The sequence below is a fragment of the Methanobrevibacter sp. genome (assembly GCF_045112895.1).
GTDB lineage: Archaea > Methanobacteriota > Methanobacteria > Methanobacteriales > Methanobacteriaceae > Methanocatella.
The window spans coordinates 32,470-50,704 of the sequence record NZ_JBGUIH010000043.1; the positions used below are offsets into that span (position 1 = coordinate 32,470).

Here is an 18,235-nt window from a genome sequence, read left to right on the forward strand (position 1 = left end):
AAATCTAAAAATAAGTAACTTTAATGTCTTTGTGAGGAATTGTTCTTCTGAATCTCACTTTAGGATATCCAATAATGAAAGCAGAATACATGTGTTTATTTTTATCGATATCTGGGAAAAATTCCATCAATTTATCATGATCTATTTCATCAGCTTTTAGAATGAACAAAGAATAAAATCCACCTAACCCTAATGAATAAGCAAGCAGTTCCAAGCGAACATTAGCTATAACTGCGCTTGTTTTATCGGTTGAGAATGTTAAAATAAGCTGTTTGCCTTGCCAGAGTAAAGGATGAAATTCTTTTGTAGAGTTATCTTTTAGATAATCACCAAATTCTTTAATTCTAAAAAATTCGTCTTCCTGGACTTTAATGATATCATAAACAAGCTCCATGAATTCATCAAGTTTTTCATCCAAAACTACAAATTCGACATCCTGCTGGTTTTGAGCTGATGGCGAATAATAAGCGCCTTCAAATAACTTGTCAAAAGTTCCTTTGTCAATCATTTTGTTTTTAAACCAACGGATTGATCTTCTTTGCTTTAATAATTGAAGTAAGTCATCATAATCGACCGGTATTTCACGGGGATTATAATCTTGAATCCTATCTTCCATACCTTCAAAAGACTTCAATGTTATGGCATTTTGCTTACAGATTGCCATGCAATGGCCACATTCAAAGCAATTGCCTCCAGTTTCAACTGCAAAATCCTCTACAATAATGTTATCACGAATACAAACAGAAGCACATTGTTTGCATGCCGTGCATAATTCTTTATCAATTACTAATTTCATTTCACTAATTCACCATCTTGAATAACACTTAAAACATTATCATTATCGCTTAAAATAGAAATATCATCCAAAGGATTGGAATTAACTAAAATCAAATCTGCAACATAATTCTCCTTAATGAGTCCAAGATTGTCTTTTCCTAAAAATTCTGCCGCTTTAACAGTGCCGCTGGCTATCGCTTCTGCTTCACTCATTCCAATATCAGTCAAATGAACCAATTCCTCCAAATTATGCCCATGAGGAATAACGCCGCTGTCTGTTCCCATCAAGATACTAACACCTTCTTGGTAAGCAATAACGATATTTTCCTTGTGAACCTTAACTATTTCTTTTAATTTGGCGGATTTTTCTTCAGCATAATTGTCCCATGCAGGAAAACCGCTTTTATACAGGAATTGATGAACCAGAAGTGTTGGAACCAAACTAACATTCCTTTTGACCATTTTGCAAGCGGTCTTTTTATCAATGAATGTTCCATGCTCTATTGAGCTGAATCCGACATCAATGCAATTGTTCATTCCCTTTAAACTATGGCAATGGGCTGAAACCTTCATGTCGCTTGCATTGGCTTCGCATACTATGGTTTTAAGTTCCTTTTTGTTGAATTGTGGAAATTCAGGTGAAGTGTTTGTGGTCAAAACCCCACCACTGCACATTACCTTAATAAAATCAGCACCCGCTCTTTTTACCTCACGGGTCTTTTTTAGGACCTCTTCAACGCCATCACATCTACCTTTTGGAAAACCAGGATACATTATCTCCATATCCCATCCGGAAGGCAGCAATAAGTCAAAATGACCCCCAGTCATGACCAAAGGAGTGATTGACAAATGAATTTTTGGAGCGACGAATAGCTTTCTTTGCTGAGCCAATTTGAAACTTAAATCGGCAGATCCGCAATCCCTAATTGTTGTAACTCCTGCATTGATTGTCTGCAGGGAATGTGGAACGGCATTATAAAAATGAATCCCTAATGGATTTGCCATATTTTCCTCTTTGTGGAAACCCTTTGCAAAAATATGAGTGTGACAATCAATAAAACCCGGAAGCAAATAATTATCTTCACCATCAACAACATCAACATTATCTTTTGTTGACGGTTTGTCTGATGAAATTTCCTTAATCAAATTGTCTTCAATCAACACATTCTGATGAGTTCTTACATCATCTAATGGGTTGATAACATTTACATTTTCAATTAGAGTTTGCATATTTACACCTATAAAATTTCGATTGTTCCGTTGTCCCCATCAACTTCAACCAAAGTTCCAGTAACCAAATCTTTGGTTTCGGCAGGTGAATCGACCATCGGAATATCAGACATTATGGCGCCGGTTGCTATAATTGGTTCTGCATTAAGACAGATTATAGCTTTTGGAGCGGTATTGCTTTTCATCATTTGGAAAATCACATAAGACCCGACTGTTGAGCCTTTACCGCCCGGAATGAATAAAACTTTATCCTTAATGCACTCGCCTTTCAATTCATGATTAGGGTCAATTATTACCCCAGTGTCTGGATTTACCCCGCCTAAAAAGCTGATAGGTTCTGATGAAACAATTAACTCTCCTTTTCCTTTTCCCTTTGCAATACTTCTACATTCAATCATAGACATCACTTAAGATTAGAATAACTTATCTTCAACGAATTCTCCTTTATTAATAGCCTCTGTTGATTTGATGGAGTCAACTAAAGCCCAAACCCATACAATAAGAACCAAAACAAGTCCAATTAATAAAGATACAAGAATTGCTGAAACAATATAAGCAATAATAAATGAAATTCCTTTTTTGTTTAAACCAAGGTACAAATGACCTAAACCGGGGAATAAAAAGCTTAAAATTGCTGCCAAAAGCACATTTTTCTCTCCGGAAGCAGGAGCATTAGCCACCCTAACACCGCAATGCGGACAGATTTCAGCATTGATGTCTATTTTCTTACCGCAATTCTGGCAGAATTTAGTTTCGGATTTTTCTTCACCTATGAATTTAAAACCACATTGAGGGCAGAAAGCTGTTTTGGCAACGACTTCAGTTCCGCAATTAGGACAGAATTTGGATTTTTTAACGACTTCGATTGTCTCTTCATCTGCCTCTTCAACTGGTTCCTCTTCAGCAGGAGTTTCAATGACTTCCTCTTCAACTGATTCTTCACTAACAGCTTCTTCTGGTTCTTGTTCAACTACTTCTTCCTCAACAGGAACATCAACAGTTTCTTCCTCTGAAGTTTCTTCCACAGGTTCCTCTTCAACAGTAGCTTCTTCAACTTCCTCTTCCTGAACTACATCTTCCACTTGTTCTTCTTCAACAGCAACATCAACAGTTTCTTCTGCTTTTGGAAGAAGGGAACCGCAATTAGAACAGAATTTTGCATCCTTTACTTCCTTTCCACAATCTGGACAAATCACCATATTAACACCATATATTCATTTATTGTTTACAATATAAAAAATTAAACGACATCCTTTTTCATCACTTCTCTTAAAACTGCAGTAGCATAAGATCCTTTATTTATTGAAAACTCGCATAAAACGCCTTCATCTGTTGGAGTTGCAGACGCATCCCATACCTGGAATCTCATTGACCTTCTAAGGCCATGGCTTCCCAAACGAGGCATTTTTGGAACTTCAAAATCGGCTTTTGTAATATTATAATTTTTTAAGATATTCTCTTCCATCTCCCCAACTGCACCATCGGCAAACGGAACTTTAGTACCGAACAGAGGGCAGGTCGGACTGGCTTCGAAGTTATCAATCATTTCCTGAATCTCTTCCGGAGTCTTGTCACGGACAATATGCTCTTCCGGGTCAATGACAATGTCACCTTCAATGTAGGTATTGATTCCCATTTCAACCCTTTTGCTTACCGCTTCATTAAAAAGGTAAGACTGATAGGCATGTACAAACATTCTTTGAAGCGGCTTTGGAAGTGCATGCAATGCGTTCATGTAAGATTTGTCTGTCAATTCTCCCTTTTTGGAATCCCTTATCAGTTCCTTAACCATCATCTTCTCATAACGCATGCTTTTGCCCATCAACTCAAGTGATTCTTCAAGGTTTCCGTCATCATATGCCTGTCTTGCCATCCGATTGTCTTCACCTTCATCATCCTGAGGATTTCCGATATAAGTGTTGACAGCCTTTTCAAGGTCGTTTTCAACTAGCGCTTCGCCAACCAAATGAGTTATTGTTCTAGGCTTGCCGAATCTCTGCCAGCCAAAGTAATTGGGAACACCTGTCACTTCAAGCTCCTTTAGGACCTCATTTGCAATGTCTGCACTTTCCTGAATGTCATCCAAATCCTTGATGAGAATTTTGAACTTGTTTCCCTTAAGCTGACCCATCCTAAGCTTTTTGCGGCCTCTGACAACCTTTAAAAAATCAGTCTTATAAATATCCAGGTTTTCAACTTGCCTGAACTGCTCTTCTGAGTCCATATTGGCTATGCAAATCCACTGACGGGTAATTGCCTTTTTATCCTTCATTCCTGCAAAGCCCATCCTTTTTCTTGAAATGTGCAAATCGCGGGCAATGTCCAATACAACATCCAGTGTTGTTCTTCCCAATTTTTCAATCCACACATAAACGTTAGGCCCCTCGCCTTCAGGAATGATTTCTGGAATTTCTTCAACATAAAAATCTTCATATTGGTTTCTGATTGTTCCACCAATACCTTTCTGAGCTGTAACATAAGTATTAGCATTCAACATAATAATCACGGAAAATTACAATGCCCTGGCCGGGATTTGAACCCGGGGAATGGGATCCGCAGTCCCATGTGTTATCCAAACTACACCACCAGGGCTAAACAAAATAAGATAACAACTTATCATATATTCTTTATAGTATTTAATTATTGCCATGTTGACAGACTATATGAATAATCCCCGTAATTCCTTGTTGCCACTGAAACATCACCTGCCCTTGAATAATTGCCGGATGATGCTAAAACCTTGCCTTTCAAAACATTGTTTTCTGTGAACTTATAGTTTTTAATGTTGAATGATTCAAACCTGTCCTTGCAAAGCTTTGAGACCTCACGAATGGATTCCTTTGAATTTTCGTTGCTTTTCAAAATCTCAGAGATTTCGCCTAGAAAAGTTTGGTCTGTAAAGTTCACCTTTCCGCTCAGCATCTCCATTGTGTCTTGGGCAGCCCTAATGTCTTTTGAATCATATGAATAATCAGGGCTTGGAATGGAAATGGCTGCATTTACAATTAAGAATACCATTAAAAGTAGCATTACTGCAAGAACTGCATCAATTATGTAAAAATATCCTTTTTGATCTAACATGGATTAAAATAGGATTTAAAAGTATTAAAAAAATAGTAAAGTGTGCAAAAATTAATTTGCACGAATGTGTTTTATCACTTTATCTTTTTTGCGAATTGCCGCATCTGAAGCCTTTTGAACTTTTTCCTTCATTTCTTCAAAGTCTTCAGGGGTTGTATCGCCGACCAATTTTTTGATTTTAGTATAAGCTGCTTCCCTGAATAATGGAACCAGCTTTTCCTCGGATGAATCTTCCCTAATCAAAATCGGCTCGCCGGAGTTATTGACCTCACCGATTTCAGATATTGCAACATCGTATTTTCCGACTGCCTTTTTAATATCTCCAACGATTTCCGGAGGTGCAATCAGCATCAAAGAGTCTGTTGAAACGCCTAATGGGTCAATATTTAATGTTTTTAGCATGTTCAACACATTTGGAGCAACCATCTTATTGATTTCGGTTTCATAGAACTCCAACCCAACACCGGTAGTGTTGGATATTTCATGGGCATCTCCCCTAAGACCTCCGTTTGTCACGTCAGTCATTGCATGGATGTCCTTTACAAGATCTGCTTCAAACAATGCCTGTGATGCCTGAACAAAGTTTACGTTCATTGTATCCCATACGACATCAAAGAATCCATTGTAAAGCGCTGTTGTTGTGATTGTTCCTCCACCGGAACCTTCTGTTAAAAGTATGATGTCTCCTTCTGTTGCTCCTTTTCTTGCAGTTGGAGGATGCGGTGATACACCTACACTCCCAACAGCGGAAACGAACCTGTCCCCAAGAACCATGTCTCCACCTATACGCAATGTGCTTCCTGCAACGATTGGAACATCAACGAGCTCTGAGACTGCCGCCACTCCTGCCGTATAGTCAAATATCTTTGCAACATCACCGTCATCTGCCAGGTGAACATCACTTAGGATTGCAACAGGATCAGCCCCCATTACACAAACATCCCTTAGAGTAGCACGGGTTACATGGAATCCTCCTAAAAATGGATATTCGCTTAAACGTGAGTGTATTCCATCAACGGCTGTTGTAATATAGACTTCATCATTTTTAACTGCAGCTTTTACAACACCTCCGTCGTCCTGTTCTGATGGATTAACTAAAGATGCAGTGTTGGTAGAGGATACGATTTCCGCGATTTTTCTGTGAACAAAGAAGTCTCCTGCTCCACGAGATCCCACTCCCATCTCGCCCATGCCTACGCCAGCCTTATTAACACTAGCTATTTCCTTTAGGAATTCATCATCGCTTTCCTGCAGTTTCAAGGTAGTTGACACTTCATCAATTACTGCCTTTGCCATTTCAATAGAGTTTTCTTCTGAGATTTTTTTGTATTCTCTGATTCTTACAGCCAAAATCTCTGCTAAATCATCATAACTGTAATCATCGATTCTTGCTCTTACAAATCCTTCAATATCCATTTTTATATCTCCAAATTAGTGAAATTCTTTAATATCTTCAATCCTGCTACACCGCTTTTTTCAGGGTGAAACTGTGTAGAAAACAAATTATTTTGACTCAAAGATGCAACAACATCTCCACCATATTCACAAACTCCTGCGATGATGCTTTCATCATCTGGAACTACATGATAAGAGTGAACAAAATAGAAGTATTCACCGTCGATGCCCTCTAGAATAGGTGAATCGTTTAAAACATTTAACTTATTCCAGCCCATGTGAGGAATTTTAACGCCTTCAGGCAGGATTTCAACATGTCCCCTGAATAAATCAAGGCCTTTGACACCGGGAGACTCATCGCTTGAACTCATTAGTACCTGTTGGCCAAGGCAGATTCCCAAAAAGGGCTTGTCATCATTAACATGCTCATGAATAATGTCTTCAAAGGGTTTTAAATTCTCCATTGCACTTCCGAATGCTCCGACACCCGGCAAAACCATAAAATCGCTGTTTGCAATGATTTCCTTATCATCTGTTATCTGATAATCAACGCCGATTTTCTTAAAACCATTTGAAATGCTTTTTAAGTTTCCACTTTTATAATCAATAATCGTAATCATTCGTTTAACCATCCAATAGCTGATCTAATCATTCCACCAAAATCAGAAAATACGATTTCATCTGTTCCTAAAGTTTTTGAGTGTGCATCAAGCTCCGCAACAACATGGGTGAAACCTAACTCCTTTAATGGTTGCACCAAACGAGGCCCATCGGTGACAGCAACTGATTCAACATCAAATTCCTCAATTGGAAATGCATGAGGCACTCCAAATACAACAATCAAATCCAAATCCTTATCTTTAAGGTATTCCGCCGCATTATTGGCAGTGATTGGGTATTCATCAAGCCCCCCAGTGATGAAATCAGGCCCAATATTCAATTGATTTCTAATGTTTACCGCATGCTGCCTGATTCTTGGAAGCCCAATATTCTCATCCAGATTTGCTACAAAAATAGGTTTATTGTCCGGATTGATCTCTTTGTAGTCAAAATTTATGATATCTGCAAATAGATATGATGTCTCCTTTTTAACATTTAAAATAAAAGCAACTTTCTTATTATCTTTTAGGGCTTTGACAACGATTTTAGCAACATTTTCTTTTGAATCTCCAAAATTAGGCTTGATATACTTACCCTGTGCCATTCCACGGGTTTTTTCAACTTCAGTTGCCTTTTCAAGCATTTCGATTTGCCTGTCCGCTTCCTCCCTTGGAATAACGCCACATTCAACGGCCGCATCTAAAACCATTATTGCTCCAACAGTATTGTCACCTTCACCGGATCCCCCATGAGATTCAACAGGGATAACAGTACACGGCAAATCTGCAGTAGCAATTGCTTCCTTTAAATCCTCACCGATAATCATACTTGCACAAGTACCTGCAATACCCATCAATTTTGGTTCGAATGTCTCATAGGCTTCAGTCAAAGTTTCTACTAATTTTTCACCGGCACCCAAAATGAAATCGTTTTCGGACATTCCTGTAGTTACGACACGTACACCGTCACCTTCTAAAAGCCTGGCTGTTCTAAAGCAGCAGCCGGTAGGCCCGTGCATGACAATAACATCGACATTCATGTCTCTTAATGTGTAAAGGGTAGCAGCAATTGGACTTGGTCTCGGATGTATAATTTTTATCACCTAATATGCTTTTAACAAATAAGTATTTTTAATTCTTAATTAATATAATTAATTAACAAATTCAGGGGATTGCATTATGAAACTTGACAAAGAAATATTAGAGGAAAAAATTAGGGAATACAGAAAAAGCCAAAGCTGCTCCGAGTCAACCTTAAGGGCACTTTGTGAAACTGCTGATGCGGACATTACTGGCGATGAAATAACCCGCTTAGGATCCGGATTTGCTGGAGGAATAGGTGGAACATTTGACGAAGGAACCTGCGGTGCCGTAACCGGCGCATTGATGGCAAACGGTATCGTTCTGGATGATGTCAGTAAAATCAAAACAAATGCCAAAGAAATCTTTAACACCTTTAAAGATGAATACGGAAGCGTATGCTGCGGCACAATAACAAACAATGGTAAGGACAAATCCCCATGCGTTGACTGCTGCGTGTTTATTGCAAACAAAGTTGCCGACATGTGGGACGAATAATCCCATAATTACCGCAAAATATTAATTTATAAGAAAAATGGAGTTTCACTATGAAAAAATTCTTGAACATAAATGATATTGAAATTTGCATTGATGACACAGAAAAGGGAGAAAAATCCTTATTATTGATTCATGGACTAACAGGAAACAAATCAACAATGTATCCTGTAAGAGATATGTTTAAAGATGATTATCGTGTAATTACCATCGATACAAGAGGACATGGCGAATCAACACGCCCTAAAGAATACACAATTGATGATCATGCAGATGATATTCATGAAATCATTAAAGAGCTGGACTTGGAGAAAGTCGATGTTTTAGGATATTCCATGGGTTCATATATCGCTCTTAGAGCGGCCGAAGTCAAAAGCGATGATATTGACCATCTTGTTTTGGTCTGCACTAAGCCAAACGGCAAAACCTCATCTGTTGCACGACTTTTGAAAGAAGCAAATCTTGATATAACTCAAGTAACACAGGAAGAAATGATGGGAGTTATACTAAAAGCTAGCCTTGCTCCAGATTCATATGAAAAAGCCGTTAATGGGGAACTGAACATTGACAAATACTTAAATGGCGATGAAAATCAGGAATTGAATGAAGAAGAGAAGGCTGCAGAAGATGCTTCACTTGCTAATTTCGATAATTCGAAGGATTATGATAAAGTAGACTGTAAAACATTGGTTATTGGCGCAGAATATGATGGTATCAACCCCCCGGAATTGGGCCGTGAAGTAGCTGATGGAATTAAGGATGCTCAGTTTGAATTGATTGAGAATTCCGGCCATTTGGCTGTTGCAGAACAACCTGATGATTTTCAAAAAATTATTAAAGACTTTCTAAACCAATGAGAAGAAGATTATTGTCTCTTTTGATTTTATCTTCTCAACTTTTTTTATTTTCTTATTTAAGAAAATGATTCGGATTAAACTTTTATTCCATTATATAATATGTCCAAGAATCTATCTGCATATTGATTTGCTTCAACACTAGGATTTTTATCATATACCCTCCATAGAATAATGGACTGGAACGTTATACTAAAGCACATAGCAGCCAATACCCGGGAATCGATATTCCTAATCTTGCCCTTTTCGATTTGAGATTTGAAAAATTCCTCTAATTTGCCGATAACTGCATTGGTAATTCTTGAAATCAATTGCTTTTTCTCAGGAATGTCTCTAACTTCTTCCATAGCAACTTTGATAATGCTGAAATCATTATCTGAAAGATCTAAAAGGCCAACAAAGTTGCTTTGAAGGTATCCTTCAATTTCGTCATCATCCTTAAAATCAAAAATCTCATCAAATTTTTCAAGAAGCATCTGAAGATAGTACTCCTTTGTAATCTCAACCAGATTATTTTTATTCTGAAAGTTTCTAAAAATGGTTACTTCATTTACTCCCGCTTCAGCGGCTATTTTTTTGGTAGTTGTTTTGGTGAATCCTTCATTTTGTAGAATTCCGAAAGTGGCTCTTATAATTTTTTCATCAGTGCTACTAAATTCCTTCATAAGTGTAATTATATTTCTAATCATATATATAATTCAATAATATTCCTATTACAGCAAATTTTGTCCAATTTTTTATTTAATTTATTCAAAATACTAAAATACCTAATAAAAAATTAATAAACTTGTAAACATTAATTAATAAATATTTAGAAAAAAACACTTTATATTGATTTTTAAAATCCATTTTAAAGATTAATAATTTTGTTTATATCATTTTTTAAATACATATGAATATGAAATTAATCTTAACAATAATCGTTTTAAAACAACTCCCCATATTCATTCACAGCCTTCATCAAAGGAAACGACATTTACAACAACTGCAATGTAACAAGCACAGTTGTCATTACAAGATAAAAACTTTAAAAATGAGGGAGCATTCTCTCATTTTCCAATTTTCTTTTTTAGCTATAATTTATTCCGATTTATTTAATAATCCCCTAATTTTATTATCTATGTTATTAACTAGAATAATGATTATTTAAATGTCAAAAATAGAGATAATGAATCGGAAAAGATAGAACAAAATGTTTCAAATATTAATAATGAACAGACTTTCAATTGATAGTATGATAAGTGTTAAAAAAAGTACATCTAAAAATAATAAATAAATTTATTATAGTATTAATTTTATAAACTATATCATATATTCAAATTGAAGGTCGGATTATGCCACGAATTAAGAAAACACTTTTAGCAATTATGCCTATTTTTATTATTTTGATGATTTTTTCACTGCCATTATATGCTTCAGATGTTGAAAATATTACTGATAATGATTTAATTTCTATTGATGAATCTTTTAATGAATATACAATAGGAACTGATAATCAGGATGAAGTATTTGGTGATGAAAATCCAGTATCGTTAACTGATATTTATGTTGATGAATCGCACAATACATACGGCAATGGTTCAATTAATAACCCATATCGTAGCTTAGAATATGTATCATTAAAGAATAATGTTGTTATTCATTTAAAAGAAGGAAATTACAAATATTCTTCAACCAATTTAAATAATGTGACTTTTATAGGGCAAGGTAGTGCAAATACCATAATTAATTTTGACAGAACAGTTATTTCCAATAATAATCTAATTCTTCAAAATTTAACAAGCAATAAAGCCTTTTTTAATAACGCCGGAAATTTCACGGCCAATGATGTGATTTTTCAAAATAGCGTCAGGCGAGCTTCGGATAGTTATGGCAACTCCTTTGGAGGTTGTATTTTAACTAAATATGATGAAGAGGATTTGACTTTGCATTCAATTTCATTGCACAATTGTACTTTTAAAAGCAATTCTGCCGAGTATGGCGGGGTAATAAATGCCTATAATGGGTATCTGGATATCGTGGACTGTTTGTTTATAAATAACTATGCTACCAATTATGGAGGGGCATTGTGTGTTGAAAATATGACTAAAATCAGAATTAGGAATTCCCGTTTTGTAAATGTCTATTCCCAACAGGATGCTGGAGGTGCAATATATGCCATATCCTCATATTTGGAACTGGACAATGTTAACTTCACTCAATGTTATGCTACATTTGGCTCAGCCATAACTGCATTAAACGTGACTTCAAACTTAAATAATGTTTTTGCCAATGATAATGTGGCAAATTATGATGGAGGCGCGATTTATCATTTGTATGGTAATTCAACAATTGCAAATTCCACGTTTCAAAATAATTCTGCTAAAAATGGAGGTGCACTATTTTTAAATAATCTGTCTACGCTCACTTTAATCAATAATCAGTTTATAAACAATTCTGCTACAGTTTCTGCAGGTGCTGTTTATTCTGTTCTTAATAGAGATACTTTAATAGAAAACAATAGTTATGATGACAATAGAGCACCAGTAAACAGCACAATTTCACAAATACATTCATTAGATTCTTTCATCAGGTCTTTAGGATATGATTTATATAATTCCTCCTATAATGAGAATATACAAATTCCATATCGTTATAATTTAGTTGACCATTCATTCGTCACTTCTGTTAAAAATCAGCAAGGCAGCGGCAATTGTTGGGCTTTTGCTTCATTGGCCGCTTTGGAATCTTGCATTTTAAAAGCAAGTAATGTCAACTATGATTTTTCGGAAGAAAACATGAAAAACTTAATGGCCATGTTCTCAAATTATGGCTGGCAAGTTGATCCGAATGGCGGAGGCATTGATGAAATTTCAATTGGATATCTTGTTGGATGGTTAGGTCCGATTAATGAGTCCAATGATTCATTTGACGATTATAGTGCATTATCCCCTCTTTTAAATTCATTGGTTCATGTTCAAAATGTTGTTTATCTTAAAAGAGAAAATTATTTAGATAATAATGAAATAAAAAAAGCAATTCTGAAATATGGTGCTGTTGCAACAGGAATGCACTATGATAGCGCCTACCTGGTTAGCGGCGGAAATTATTATTATGACGGTGATGAATATTCGAATCATGAAGTAATTATTGTAGGTTGGGATGATTCTTATTCAAAATCTAAATTTAAAAATATTCCTGCAGGTAATGGGGCATTCATAATTAAAAATAGCTGGGGTCCTTATTGGGGGGATAACGGATATGGTTATGTTTCTTATTACGACACCAGATTTGCTCAAGTAGGCGACAATAAGGCTTCCTTTACGTTTATCCTGAATGACACGATTAAATTGGATAAAAATTATCAGTATGATGTTCCTGGCATAACCGATTATCTGATAACAGGCAATGATACAGTATGGTATGAAAATATATTTAATGCCAGTGAAAGTGAAAATCTTGTAGCAGTATCTACTTATTTTAATGATATGACAAATTGGGATGTATCTGTTTATGTCAATAATGTCCTTAAAACAACAAAAAGCGGCGTTTCCAATCCAGGATATTACACTATCAATTTAGACAATGCCGTGTTTTTAAATGAAGGGGATATCTTTAAAGTTGCATTTAAAATTAAAACAGATTCCTATGCAAATATACCTATTTCCGAATCAGTTTTCTTGAATAATAGGTTTTATTCCTCAGGAGTATCATTCTTCAGTTTCAATGGTGAGGATTGGATTGATTTATATGATTATGCATTTGAAGGATTTAATCATACCTATAATTCACAAGTTGCATCTATCAAAGCATTTACAGCATTGAATTTGGATTCCTCAATTGAATTGTCTTATCAGTCAGGTTTCAATCATGCAATCATTCAAGCAAAAGTTTCAGACATGTTTGGAAATCCGTTGACCACTGGCAATGTTGTTTTCAATATAGAAGGTATTGATTATCCGGTTGGCATAATTGAGGGCATTGCTGAAATTACACATATTTTTGAAAATAGGTCCTTTAACAACATATCTGCTAAAATTGATGCTAAAGGTTATAATTCATCATATGCCGCCGATTTGATAGAATTAGATGAGTGCGAGATTAAAATAAATTGTATTGATGGAGAATGTGCAATTCTATTCAATTTATCTGATGGTGCAAAAGGAAACATTTCAATTAATGTTGATGGTGTTGAGATTCATAATAAATTCATTGATAGCGACTATATATTTAATTTAAATAACTTATCCGGTGGAAAACATGTAATTAAAGCCGAATACAACGATAATATTCATAAAATAATCAATATTACTAAGAATATTACAATACCTGAAGCTAACATTTTATCAGCAAGCAGTCTTACAATGTTTTATAAAGATGGTTCCACTTGGAACGTTACTTTAACTGATATTGAGGGGCATGCCATCTCCAACGTTGCTGTTAAAATTGGTCTTAACGGAGCAGTCAGTGAATTCATAACCGATGCTAATGGTATTGTAAAATTCCCTATTGATTTAAAACCAGGCACTTATGATGTTAATGCAACATTTGAAGGTAATGAATTGTATTCCAGCTCATTTATTAATTCAACAATCACAGTCAATAAAACCAAAGTGAATTTGACTTTTGAGGATAATGTTTTAACTTATGGCAATGACCCCGAATTATTCATTAGATTAACTGACAATGACTGCATTCCAATTAGCAATGCCATTATTTATGTAAATAATACTGTTGGTTATTATAAATATAGAACTGATAGTGAGGGCATTGCTAAGGTTGCAGTTAAATTAAAACCTGGCGAATATGAATTTGCTATAAGTTATTATGGTGATGACATCTATGAAGGGTTAAATGCTTTTAGAACTGTTGTTGTTAATAAAATGGGAATTGCTATCTACATTGAGGATATAAATGTGATTTATAAAGAAAATGAGAACTACACAGTTGCCGTTAGTGATGTAAATGGCAATCCTGTTTCAGGTATTACAGTTAAAGTTGACAATGGCATTAAGGTTTTAAGATACCGCACCGGTGCCGGCGGAATTGCAAATGTTCCGGTCACATTAAAACCCGGCGAATACACATTTACCGCTTCTTTTGACGGAAATGGCATTTATAAACCATCCAGCAACTCAAGCACCGTCATTGTAAACAAAGCGAATGTGAATATTGATGCAACCGACCTTGTTGTTGAATATAAAGACGGGTCAAATTTCACTGCAACATTGACTGATGCTGAAGGAAACGCAATCACCGGCATAACAGTCAAATTCGACAATGGCGCAACCACTTACAGATACCACACAGATGTCAATGGTGTTGCAAGCGCCCCGATCAAATTGAAACCTGGCACATACACATACGTAATCAGCTTCGCAGGAAACAGCATCTATGCAGCCGCAAACATTACCAAAACATTGACAGTTGAAAAGGGAACTCCTAACTTAGAGTCTTCCAATGTCAATATTGACTATAAAAACGGCAATTTAACCGCTAGACTCACTGATGGTGACGGAAACGCCATCACCGGAGTTACAGTCAAATTCAACAACGGAGCAAAAACATACAGATACCATACTGACAGCAACGGTGTAGCAACCGCCCCTATTAACATAAAACCGGGAAAATATGACTACACAATCAGCTTCGATGGAAATTCATTATACGGCACAGTAAATACTACTGCAAAAGTCGTTGTAAACAAAGTTGAAGCGGTTTTAACTGCTGATGATGTTAGCATGACCTTCAAAGACGGCACCAACTACACAGCAAGATTAACGGACGCCAACGGCAATGCAATCGCCGGAGCCATAGTTAAAGTCAACAACACTGCAGGAGTTTACAAATACAAAACCGACGATGAAGGCATGATTCATGTTCCTATCAACCTAAGATTAGGAGAATATGCATTCACCGCTTTCATCGAAGGAAACGACATTTACAACAACTGCAATGCAACAAGCACGGTTGTCATTACAAGATAAAAATTAGCAAAATTTGCTTCAGAGGTTATGTCTGAAGCATAATTATTTATTTTTCTGCTTTTTTTAGATAAACATTAAACAATCAGAATGATTAATTAAAAGATAAACCCCTAACAAAATAACCAGCAGAATAACATTTAAAACCGTAAATACCCCCAAATACCTAATTTTTAATTCATCATGCTCACGAACTAGAATCTTATATGAAATAAGATTGGCCATGGAAGCGATTAGAGTTCCCAACCCACCAATATTAATTCCAATGATAATGGCTTCATAATTAGTACTGAAACCACTAAGTAGCATTGCGGCAGGAACATTAGAAATAACCTGAGATGCAACAACGCCCCATAAAACCTCATTACCGATTATCCACCTTTTAAAGAGAAAGTTGAAAAATGGAATGCTTTCCAAGTTGCCAATCAAGATAAAAAGCGCAATGAATGTCAAAAGCAAATAATAATCAACACCTAAAAAAACCCTTTTAAAGAAATCTTTACTATCAAAGTCTATTTTACTCATTTTAGGTAGAACTATTGTATCTTTTGGAATGAAAAATAACAGTATTGCTAAAAATATCAAAGATACAAGGATATAAGGTAAAAGCAATAAGAAAAATGACTCAAACGGTATTTGAGATGCAGTATACATTACAATATTGTGTGGAGCCCCAATTGGAAGAACCATGCAACCAACATTGGCAGCAATGGTCTGCAATGAGACCGTGAATATTATTAAATCAATACGATCAACTTTTTTTAAAGCCAATATGGCAAAAGGCACAAATATTATTAAAGAAACATCGTTAGTGATAAATATTGAACTGAAAAAGCAAATAAAAACCAGTACCAAAACAAGTTCACGAGCATTTCCAATCCTTGTTAGCAATTTGCGAACCACTATCTCAAAAATAGCCAAATTTTTAAGAACCTCGACGATAAGCATTATCACAAAAAGCAATACGATTGTTTCCCAATTGATGTAATTCAAATAATTAATGGATGGTTTAACAAAAAAGCAGGAAATAATAGCCAATATTAATGATATGGAAAATATTATTTCCTTTTTAAAAAAATCAAAGCTTCTCTCTATTAGTTTATCCATAATAATTATTTTATTAAAAGAGTTATAAGAAATTATTCAAAAAATAATAATCAAACTCAATCGGCGTCTTCTTCTAAAGTTTCCAAAAGAAAACTTACAGGCCTAAATCCATCATTGCAGGATATCATTGCTGATTTTTTATTTTTCATCCATCCGCCATAGAAATCTTCAGCACCATTGGCTAAAGCCATTACAAACGGTGAAACGCTTTCCCATGCACTATCACAGAAATCTTCAGGCTTTTCCCATCCATTAGCAATATAAACTTGGCCGACTTCAACATCACATTCATGTTCAAGCGGATTTTCATACTCATCGATTAAATCGTCATGCCTTACCTTTCTCATGACTGTGATTTTTACTTTTTTCATTCAAACACCAAAAAAGAGAAATTTAAGAGGAATTATCCCCTTGTAACAATACTAATGATGTCACCGTCTTTCAGCTCATAGTCGCTAGCTACACGCATGTTTGATCTTGCATCAACCGCGTGCATGAACTTGTCACCAATGTCAGTATGGACAATATAAGCCAATTGCTTTGGAGTTGAACCTCTTTTGACCAAAAATCCATCAGGCAGGACATTGCCCTTTTGGTCTGTGTATTTGTGCTCATCCTGAACGGGATAGACAACAATCCTGTCAAGCAATTCAAAGATGCCATAATTCAGAGCATCCTGAACTCCTGTGCTTCCATACTTATCCAGGATATTGGTTTGGATATATTCAAGTGCCTTTAATTGATTCGGATTCAGCTCGTCAGGCTTTAATATTTCAAAGTGGTCATCTCCTGGAAGATAGGATATCAAACCAGCTTCGGAAGCCCTTACAAGTGCAATTTCGGATTCCGCTGATGTTGGAATCACATTCGGATATCTTTCCTTAATCCTTTCAATGTTTGCAGCAGAAGTCGGCAAATCCGCCTTGTTTGCAATAATCATCATAGGTTTTGCAATGTGCAAGATATTCCTTGTAAGTTCAATCAGGTCTTCCTCTTCCCATTTGTTGAAATCAGGTTCGACAGTTCTTTTAGCCTCAATTATATCTTCAATGGCTATTCCTGTACCGGACAACTGATCAAACAACACTTTTGAAACATCGAGGTGTTCAGCACCTATTTTCCTTACAAGCCTTACCCAATTTTTAGATAAGATTCCATACATCCACATCACGATTTCATTTTCCAAAAATTCCAAATCGTCAAGAGGATCATGGCTTCCAGGGTCAACAGGGTTTCCTTCAAGGTCGGTTGAGCCTGAAGCATCAATAACATTAATGAACACTTTAGCCTGCATTAAATCATCTAAAAACTTGTTACCTAATCCTTTTCCTTCATGAGCTCCAGGAACAAGTCCTGCAACATCTATCAATTCTATCGGAAGCAATCTTTTTCCATCCCTGCAGATTGAATTGTGAGGATTGCAAGTAACGCCCAATTCCTTACACGGACAATCCTTAATTACATGAGCAACTGCCTTATGAGCATCAATAGTTGTAAATGGATAATTTGCCATTTCTACGCTAGATGCAGTTGCTGAATTGAAAAAAGATGATTTTCCCACATTTGGTTTTCCACAAACTGCAATTTGAAGCATGATAATCACTTAATCTTTAATAACATCTAAATATCTGTTTTTAAAATTATAAATAGTTTC

The 18,235-nt window shown here is 35.8% G+C and carries 16 protein-coding genes and 1 tRNA gene; 3 read left to right on the forward strand and 14 right to left on the reverse strand.

What is annotated here, in order from left to right:
- Window positions 1-4: 4 nt before the first annotated feature.
- The 10 genes from ACJMLD_RS07860 to cfbD form a co-directional block, all read right to left on the reverse strand.
- Window positions 5-796, reverse strand: a complete 792-nt coding sequence (locus tag ACJMLD_RS07860; protein WP_405270238.1) for a nitroreductase family protein — start codon at window positions 794-796, stop codon at window positions 5-7.
- Window positions 793-2,007, reverse strand: coding sequence for an amidohydrolase family protein (locus ACJMLD_RS07865; RefSeq protein ID WP_405270241.1), 1,215 nt, complete (start codon window positions 2,005-2,007; stop codon window positions 793-795). The genes ACJMLD_RS07860 and ACJMLD_RS07865 overlap by 4 nt, the downstream gene beginning before the upstream one ends.
- An 8-nt stretch (window positions 2,008-2,015) precedes the next feature.
- Window positions 2,016-2,405, reverse strand: coding sequence for a DUF126 domain-containing protein (locus ACJMLD_RS07870; protein WP_405270245.1), 390 nt, complete (start codon window positions 2,403-2,405; stop codon window positions 2,016-2,018).
- A gap of 15 nt (window positions 2,406-2,420) precedes the next feature.
- Window positions 2,421-3,206, reverse strand: a complete 786-nt coding sequence (locus tag ACJMLD_RS07875) for a zinc-ribbon domain-containing protein (RefSeq protein ID WP_405270247.1) — start codon at window positions 3,204-3,206, stop codon at window positions 2,421-2,423.
- A gap of 41 nt (window positions 3,207-3,247) precedes the next feature.
- Entirely contained in the window at window positions 3,248-4,504 is a 1,257-nt protein-coding gene (gene truD, locus ACJMLD_RS07880; protein WP_405270249.1) for a tRNA pseudouridine(13) synthase TruD, read from the reverse strand.
- 21 nt (window positions 4,505-4,525) lie between these two features.
- Window positions 4,526-4,599, reverse strand: a tRNA-Arg gene (locus ACJMLD_RS07885).
- A gap of 48 nt (window positions 4,600-4,647) precedes the next feature.
- Window positions 4,648-5,088, reverse strand: coding sequence for a hypothetical protein (locus tag ACJMLD_RS07890; protein WP_405270251.1), 441 nt, complete (start codon window positions 5,086-5,088; stop codon window positions 4,648-4,650).
- A 51-nt stretch (window positions 5,089-5,139) separates the two neighbouring features.
- Window positions 5,140-6,504 carry an AIR synthase-related protein gene (locus ACJMLD_RS07895; RefSeq protein ID WP_405270253.1) on the reverse strand — a complete coding sequence of 455 codons (1,365 nt, stop codon included), beginning with the start codon at window positions 6,502-6,504 and terminating at the stop codon, window positions 5,140-5,142.
- Between the two features lie 2 nt (window positions 6,505-6,506).
- Window positions 6,507-7,103 (reverse strand): imidazole glycerol phosphate synthase subunit HisH, encoded by a 597-nt coding sequence (gene hisH / locus ACJMLD_RS07900; protein ID WP_405270255.1) that lies wholly within the window; start codon window positions 7,101-7,103, stop codon window positions 6,507-6,509.
- Window positions 7,100-8,173, reverse strand: a complete 1,074-nt coding sequence (gene cfbD / locus ACJMLD_RS07905; RefSeq protein WP_405270331.1) for a Ni-sirohydrochlorin a,c-diamide reductive cyclase catalytic subunit — start codon at window positions 8,171-8,173, stop codon at window positions 7,100-7,102. Before cfbD ends, hisH begins: the two co-directional genes overlap by 4 nt.
- Window positions 8,174-8,261: 88 nt before the next feature.
- Between cfbD and ACJMLD_RS07910 the strand changes: the two genes are divergently transcribed.
- Window positions 8,262-8,660, forward strand: coding sequence for a C-GCAxxG-C-C family protein (locus ACJMLD_RS07910; protein ID WP_405270257.1), 399 nt, complete (start codon window positions 8,262-8,264; stop codon window positions 8,658-8,660).
- Between the two features lie 50 nt (window positions 8,661-8,710).
- Window positions 8,711-9,514 carry an alpha/beta fold hydrolase gene (locus ACJMLD_RS07915; protein ID WP_405270259.1) on the forward strand — a complete coding sequence of 268 codons (804 nt, stop codon included), beginning with the start codon at window positions 8,711-8,713 and terminating at the stop codon, window positions 9,512-9,514.
- Window positions 9,515-9,588: 74 nt separating this feature from the next.
- On the opposite strand, the gene ACJMLD_RS07920 is transcribed toward ACJMLD_RS07915, so the two are convergent.
- Entirely contained in the window at window positions 9,589-10,176 is a 588-nt protein-coding gene (locus tag ACJMLD_RS07920; protein WP_405270261.1) for a TetR/AcrR family transcriptional regulator, read from the reverse strand.
- 723 nt (window positions 10,177-10,899) lie between these two features.
- Here ACJMLD_RS07920 and ACJMLD_RS07925 point away from each other — a divergent pair.
- A complete protein-coding gene (locus ACJMLD_RS07925; RefSeq protein WP_405270263.1) occupies window positions 10,900-15,477 on the forward strand; it encodes a C1 family peptidase in 4,578 nt (1,525 codons plus the stop codon).
- A gap of 63 nt (window positions 15,478-15,540) precedes the next feature.
- Here the strand turns inward: ACJMLD_RS07925 and ACJMLD_RS07930 are convergent, their stop codons facing one another.
- From ACJMLD_RS07930 to ACJMLD_RS07940, 3 genes are read right to left on the reverse strand one after another with little or no spacing between them, the layout of a single operon-like run.
- A complete protein-coding gene (locus ACJMLD_RS07930) occupies window positions 15,541-16,581 on the reverse strand; it encodes an SLC13 family permease (RefSeq protein ID WP_405270265.1) in 1,041 nt (346 codons plus the stop codon).
- Window positions 16,582-16,637: 56 nt separating this feature from the next.
- Window positions 16,638-16,952 carry a TIGR04076 family protein gene (locus ACJMLD_RS07935; RefSeq protein ID WP_405270268.1) on the reverse strand — a complete coding sequence of 105 codons (315 nt, stop codon included), beginning with the start codon at window positions 16,950-16,952 and terminating at the stop codon, window positions 16,638-16,640.
- Window positions 16,953-16,984: 32 nt separating this feature from the next.
- A complete protein-coding gene (locus tag ACJMLD_RS07940) occupies window positions 16,985-18,175 on the reverse strand; it encodes a redox-regulated ATPase YchF (protein ID WP_405270270.1) in 1,191 nt (396 codons plus the stop codon).
- Window positions 18,176-18,235 lie beyond the last annotated feature (60 nt).

What these genes read in the sequence shown, in the direction of transcription:
- ACJMLD_RS07860 (WP_405270238.1), bottom strand. Translation starts at nt 796, where the DNA reads ATGAAATTAGTAATTGATAAAGAATTATGCACGGCATGCAAACAATGT.
- ACJMLD_RS07865 (WP_405270241.1), bottom strand. Translation starts at nt 2,007, where the DNA reads ATGCAAACTCTAATTGAAAATGTAAATGTTATCAACCCATTAGATGAT.
- ACJMLD_RS07870 (WP_405270245.1), bottom strand. Translation starts at nt 2,405, where the DNA reads ATGATTGAATGTAGAAGTATTGCAAAGGGAAAAGGAAAAGGAGAGTTA.
- ACJMLD_RS07875 (WP_405270247.1), bottom strand. Translation starts at nt 3,206, where the DNA reads ATGGTGATTTGTCCAGATTGTGGAAAGGAAGTAAAGGATGCAAAATTC.
- truD (WP_405270249.1), bottom strand. Translation starts at nt 4,504, where the DNA reads ATGTTGAATGCTAATACTTATGTTACAGCTCAGAAAGGTATTGGTGGA.
- ACJMLD_RS07890 (WP_405270251.1), bottom strand. Translation starts at nt 5,088, where the DNA reads ATGTTAGATCAAAAAGGATATTTTTACATAATTGATGCAGTTCTTGCA.
- ACJMLD_RS07895 (WP_405270253.1), bottom strand. Translation starts at nt 6,504, where the DNA reads ATGGATATTGAAGGATTTGTAAGAGCAAGAATCGATGATTACAGTTAT.
- hisH (WP_405270255.1), bottom strand. Translation starts at nt 7,103, where the DNA reads ATGATTACGATTATTGATTATAAAAGTGGAAACTTAAAAAGCATTTCA.
- ACJMLD_RS07910 (WP_405270257.1), top strand. Translation starts at nt 8,262, where the DNA reads ATGAAACTTGACAAAGAAATATTAGAGGAAAAAATTAGGGAATACAGA.
- ACJMLD_RS07915 (WP_405270259.1), top strand. Translation starts at nt 8,711, where the DNA reads ATGAAAAAATTCTTGAACATAAATGATATTGAAATTTGCATTGATGAC.
- ACJMLD_RS07920 (WP_405270261.1), bottom strand. Translation starts at nt 10,176, where the DNA reads ATGAAGGAATTTAGTAGCACTGATGAAAAAATTATAAGAGCCACTTTC.
- ACJMLD_RS07925 (WP_405270263.1), top strand. Translation starts at nt 10,900, where the DNA reads ATGATTTTTTCACTGCCATTATATGCTTCAGATGTTGAAAATATTACT.
- ACJMLD_RS07930 (WP_405270265.1), bottom strand. Translation starts at nt 16,581, where the DNA reads ATGGATAAACTAATAGAGAGAAGCTTTGATTTTTTTAAAAAGGAAATA.
- ACJMLD_RS07935 (WP_405270268.1), bottom strand. Translation starts at nt 16,952, where the DNA reads ATGAAAAAAGTAAAAATCACAGTCATGAGAAAGGTAAGGCATGACGAT.
- ACJMLD_RS07940 (WP_405270270.1), bottom strand. Translation starts at nt 18,175, where the DNA reads ATGCTTCAAATTGCAGTTTGTGGAAAACCAAATGTGGGAAAATCATCT.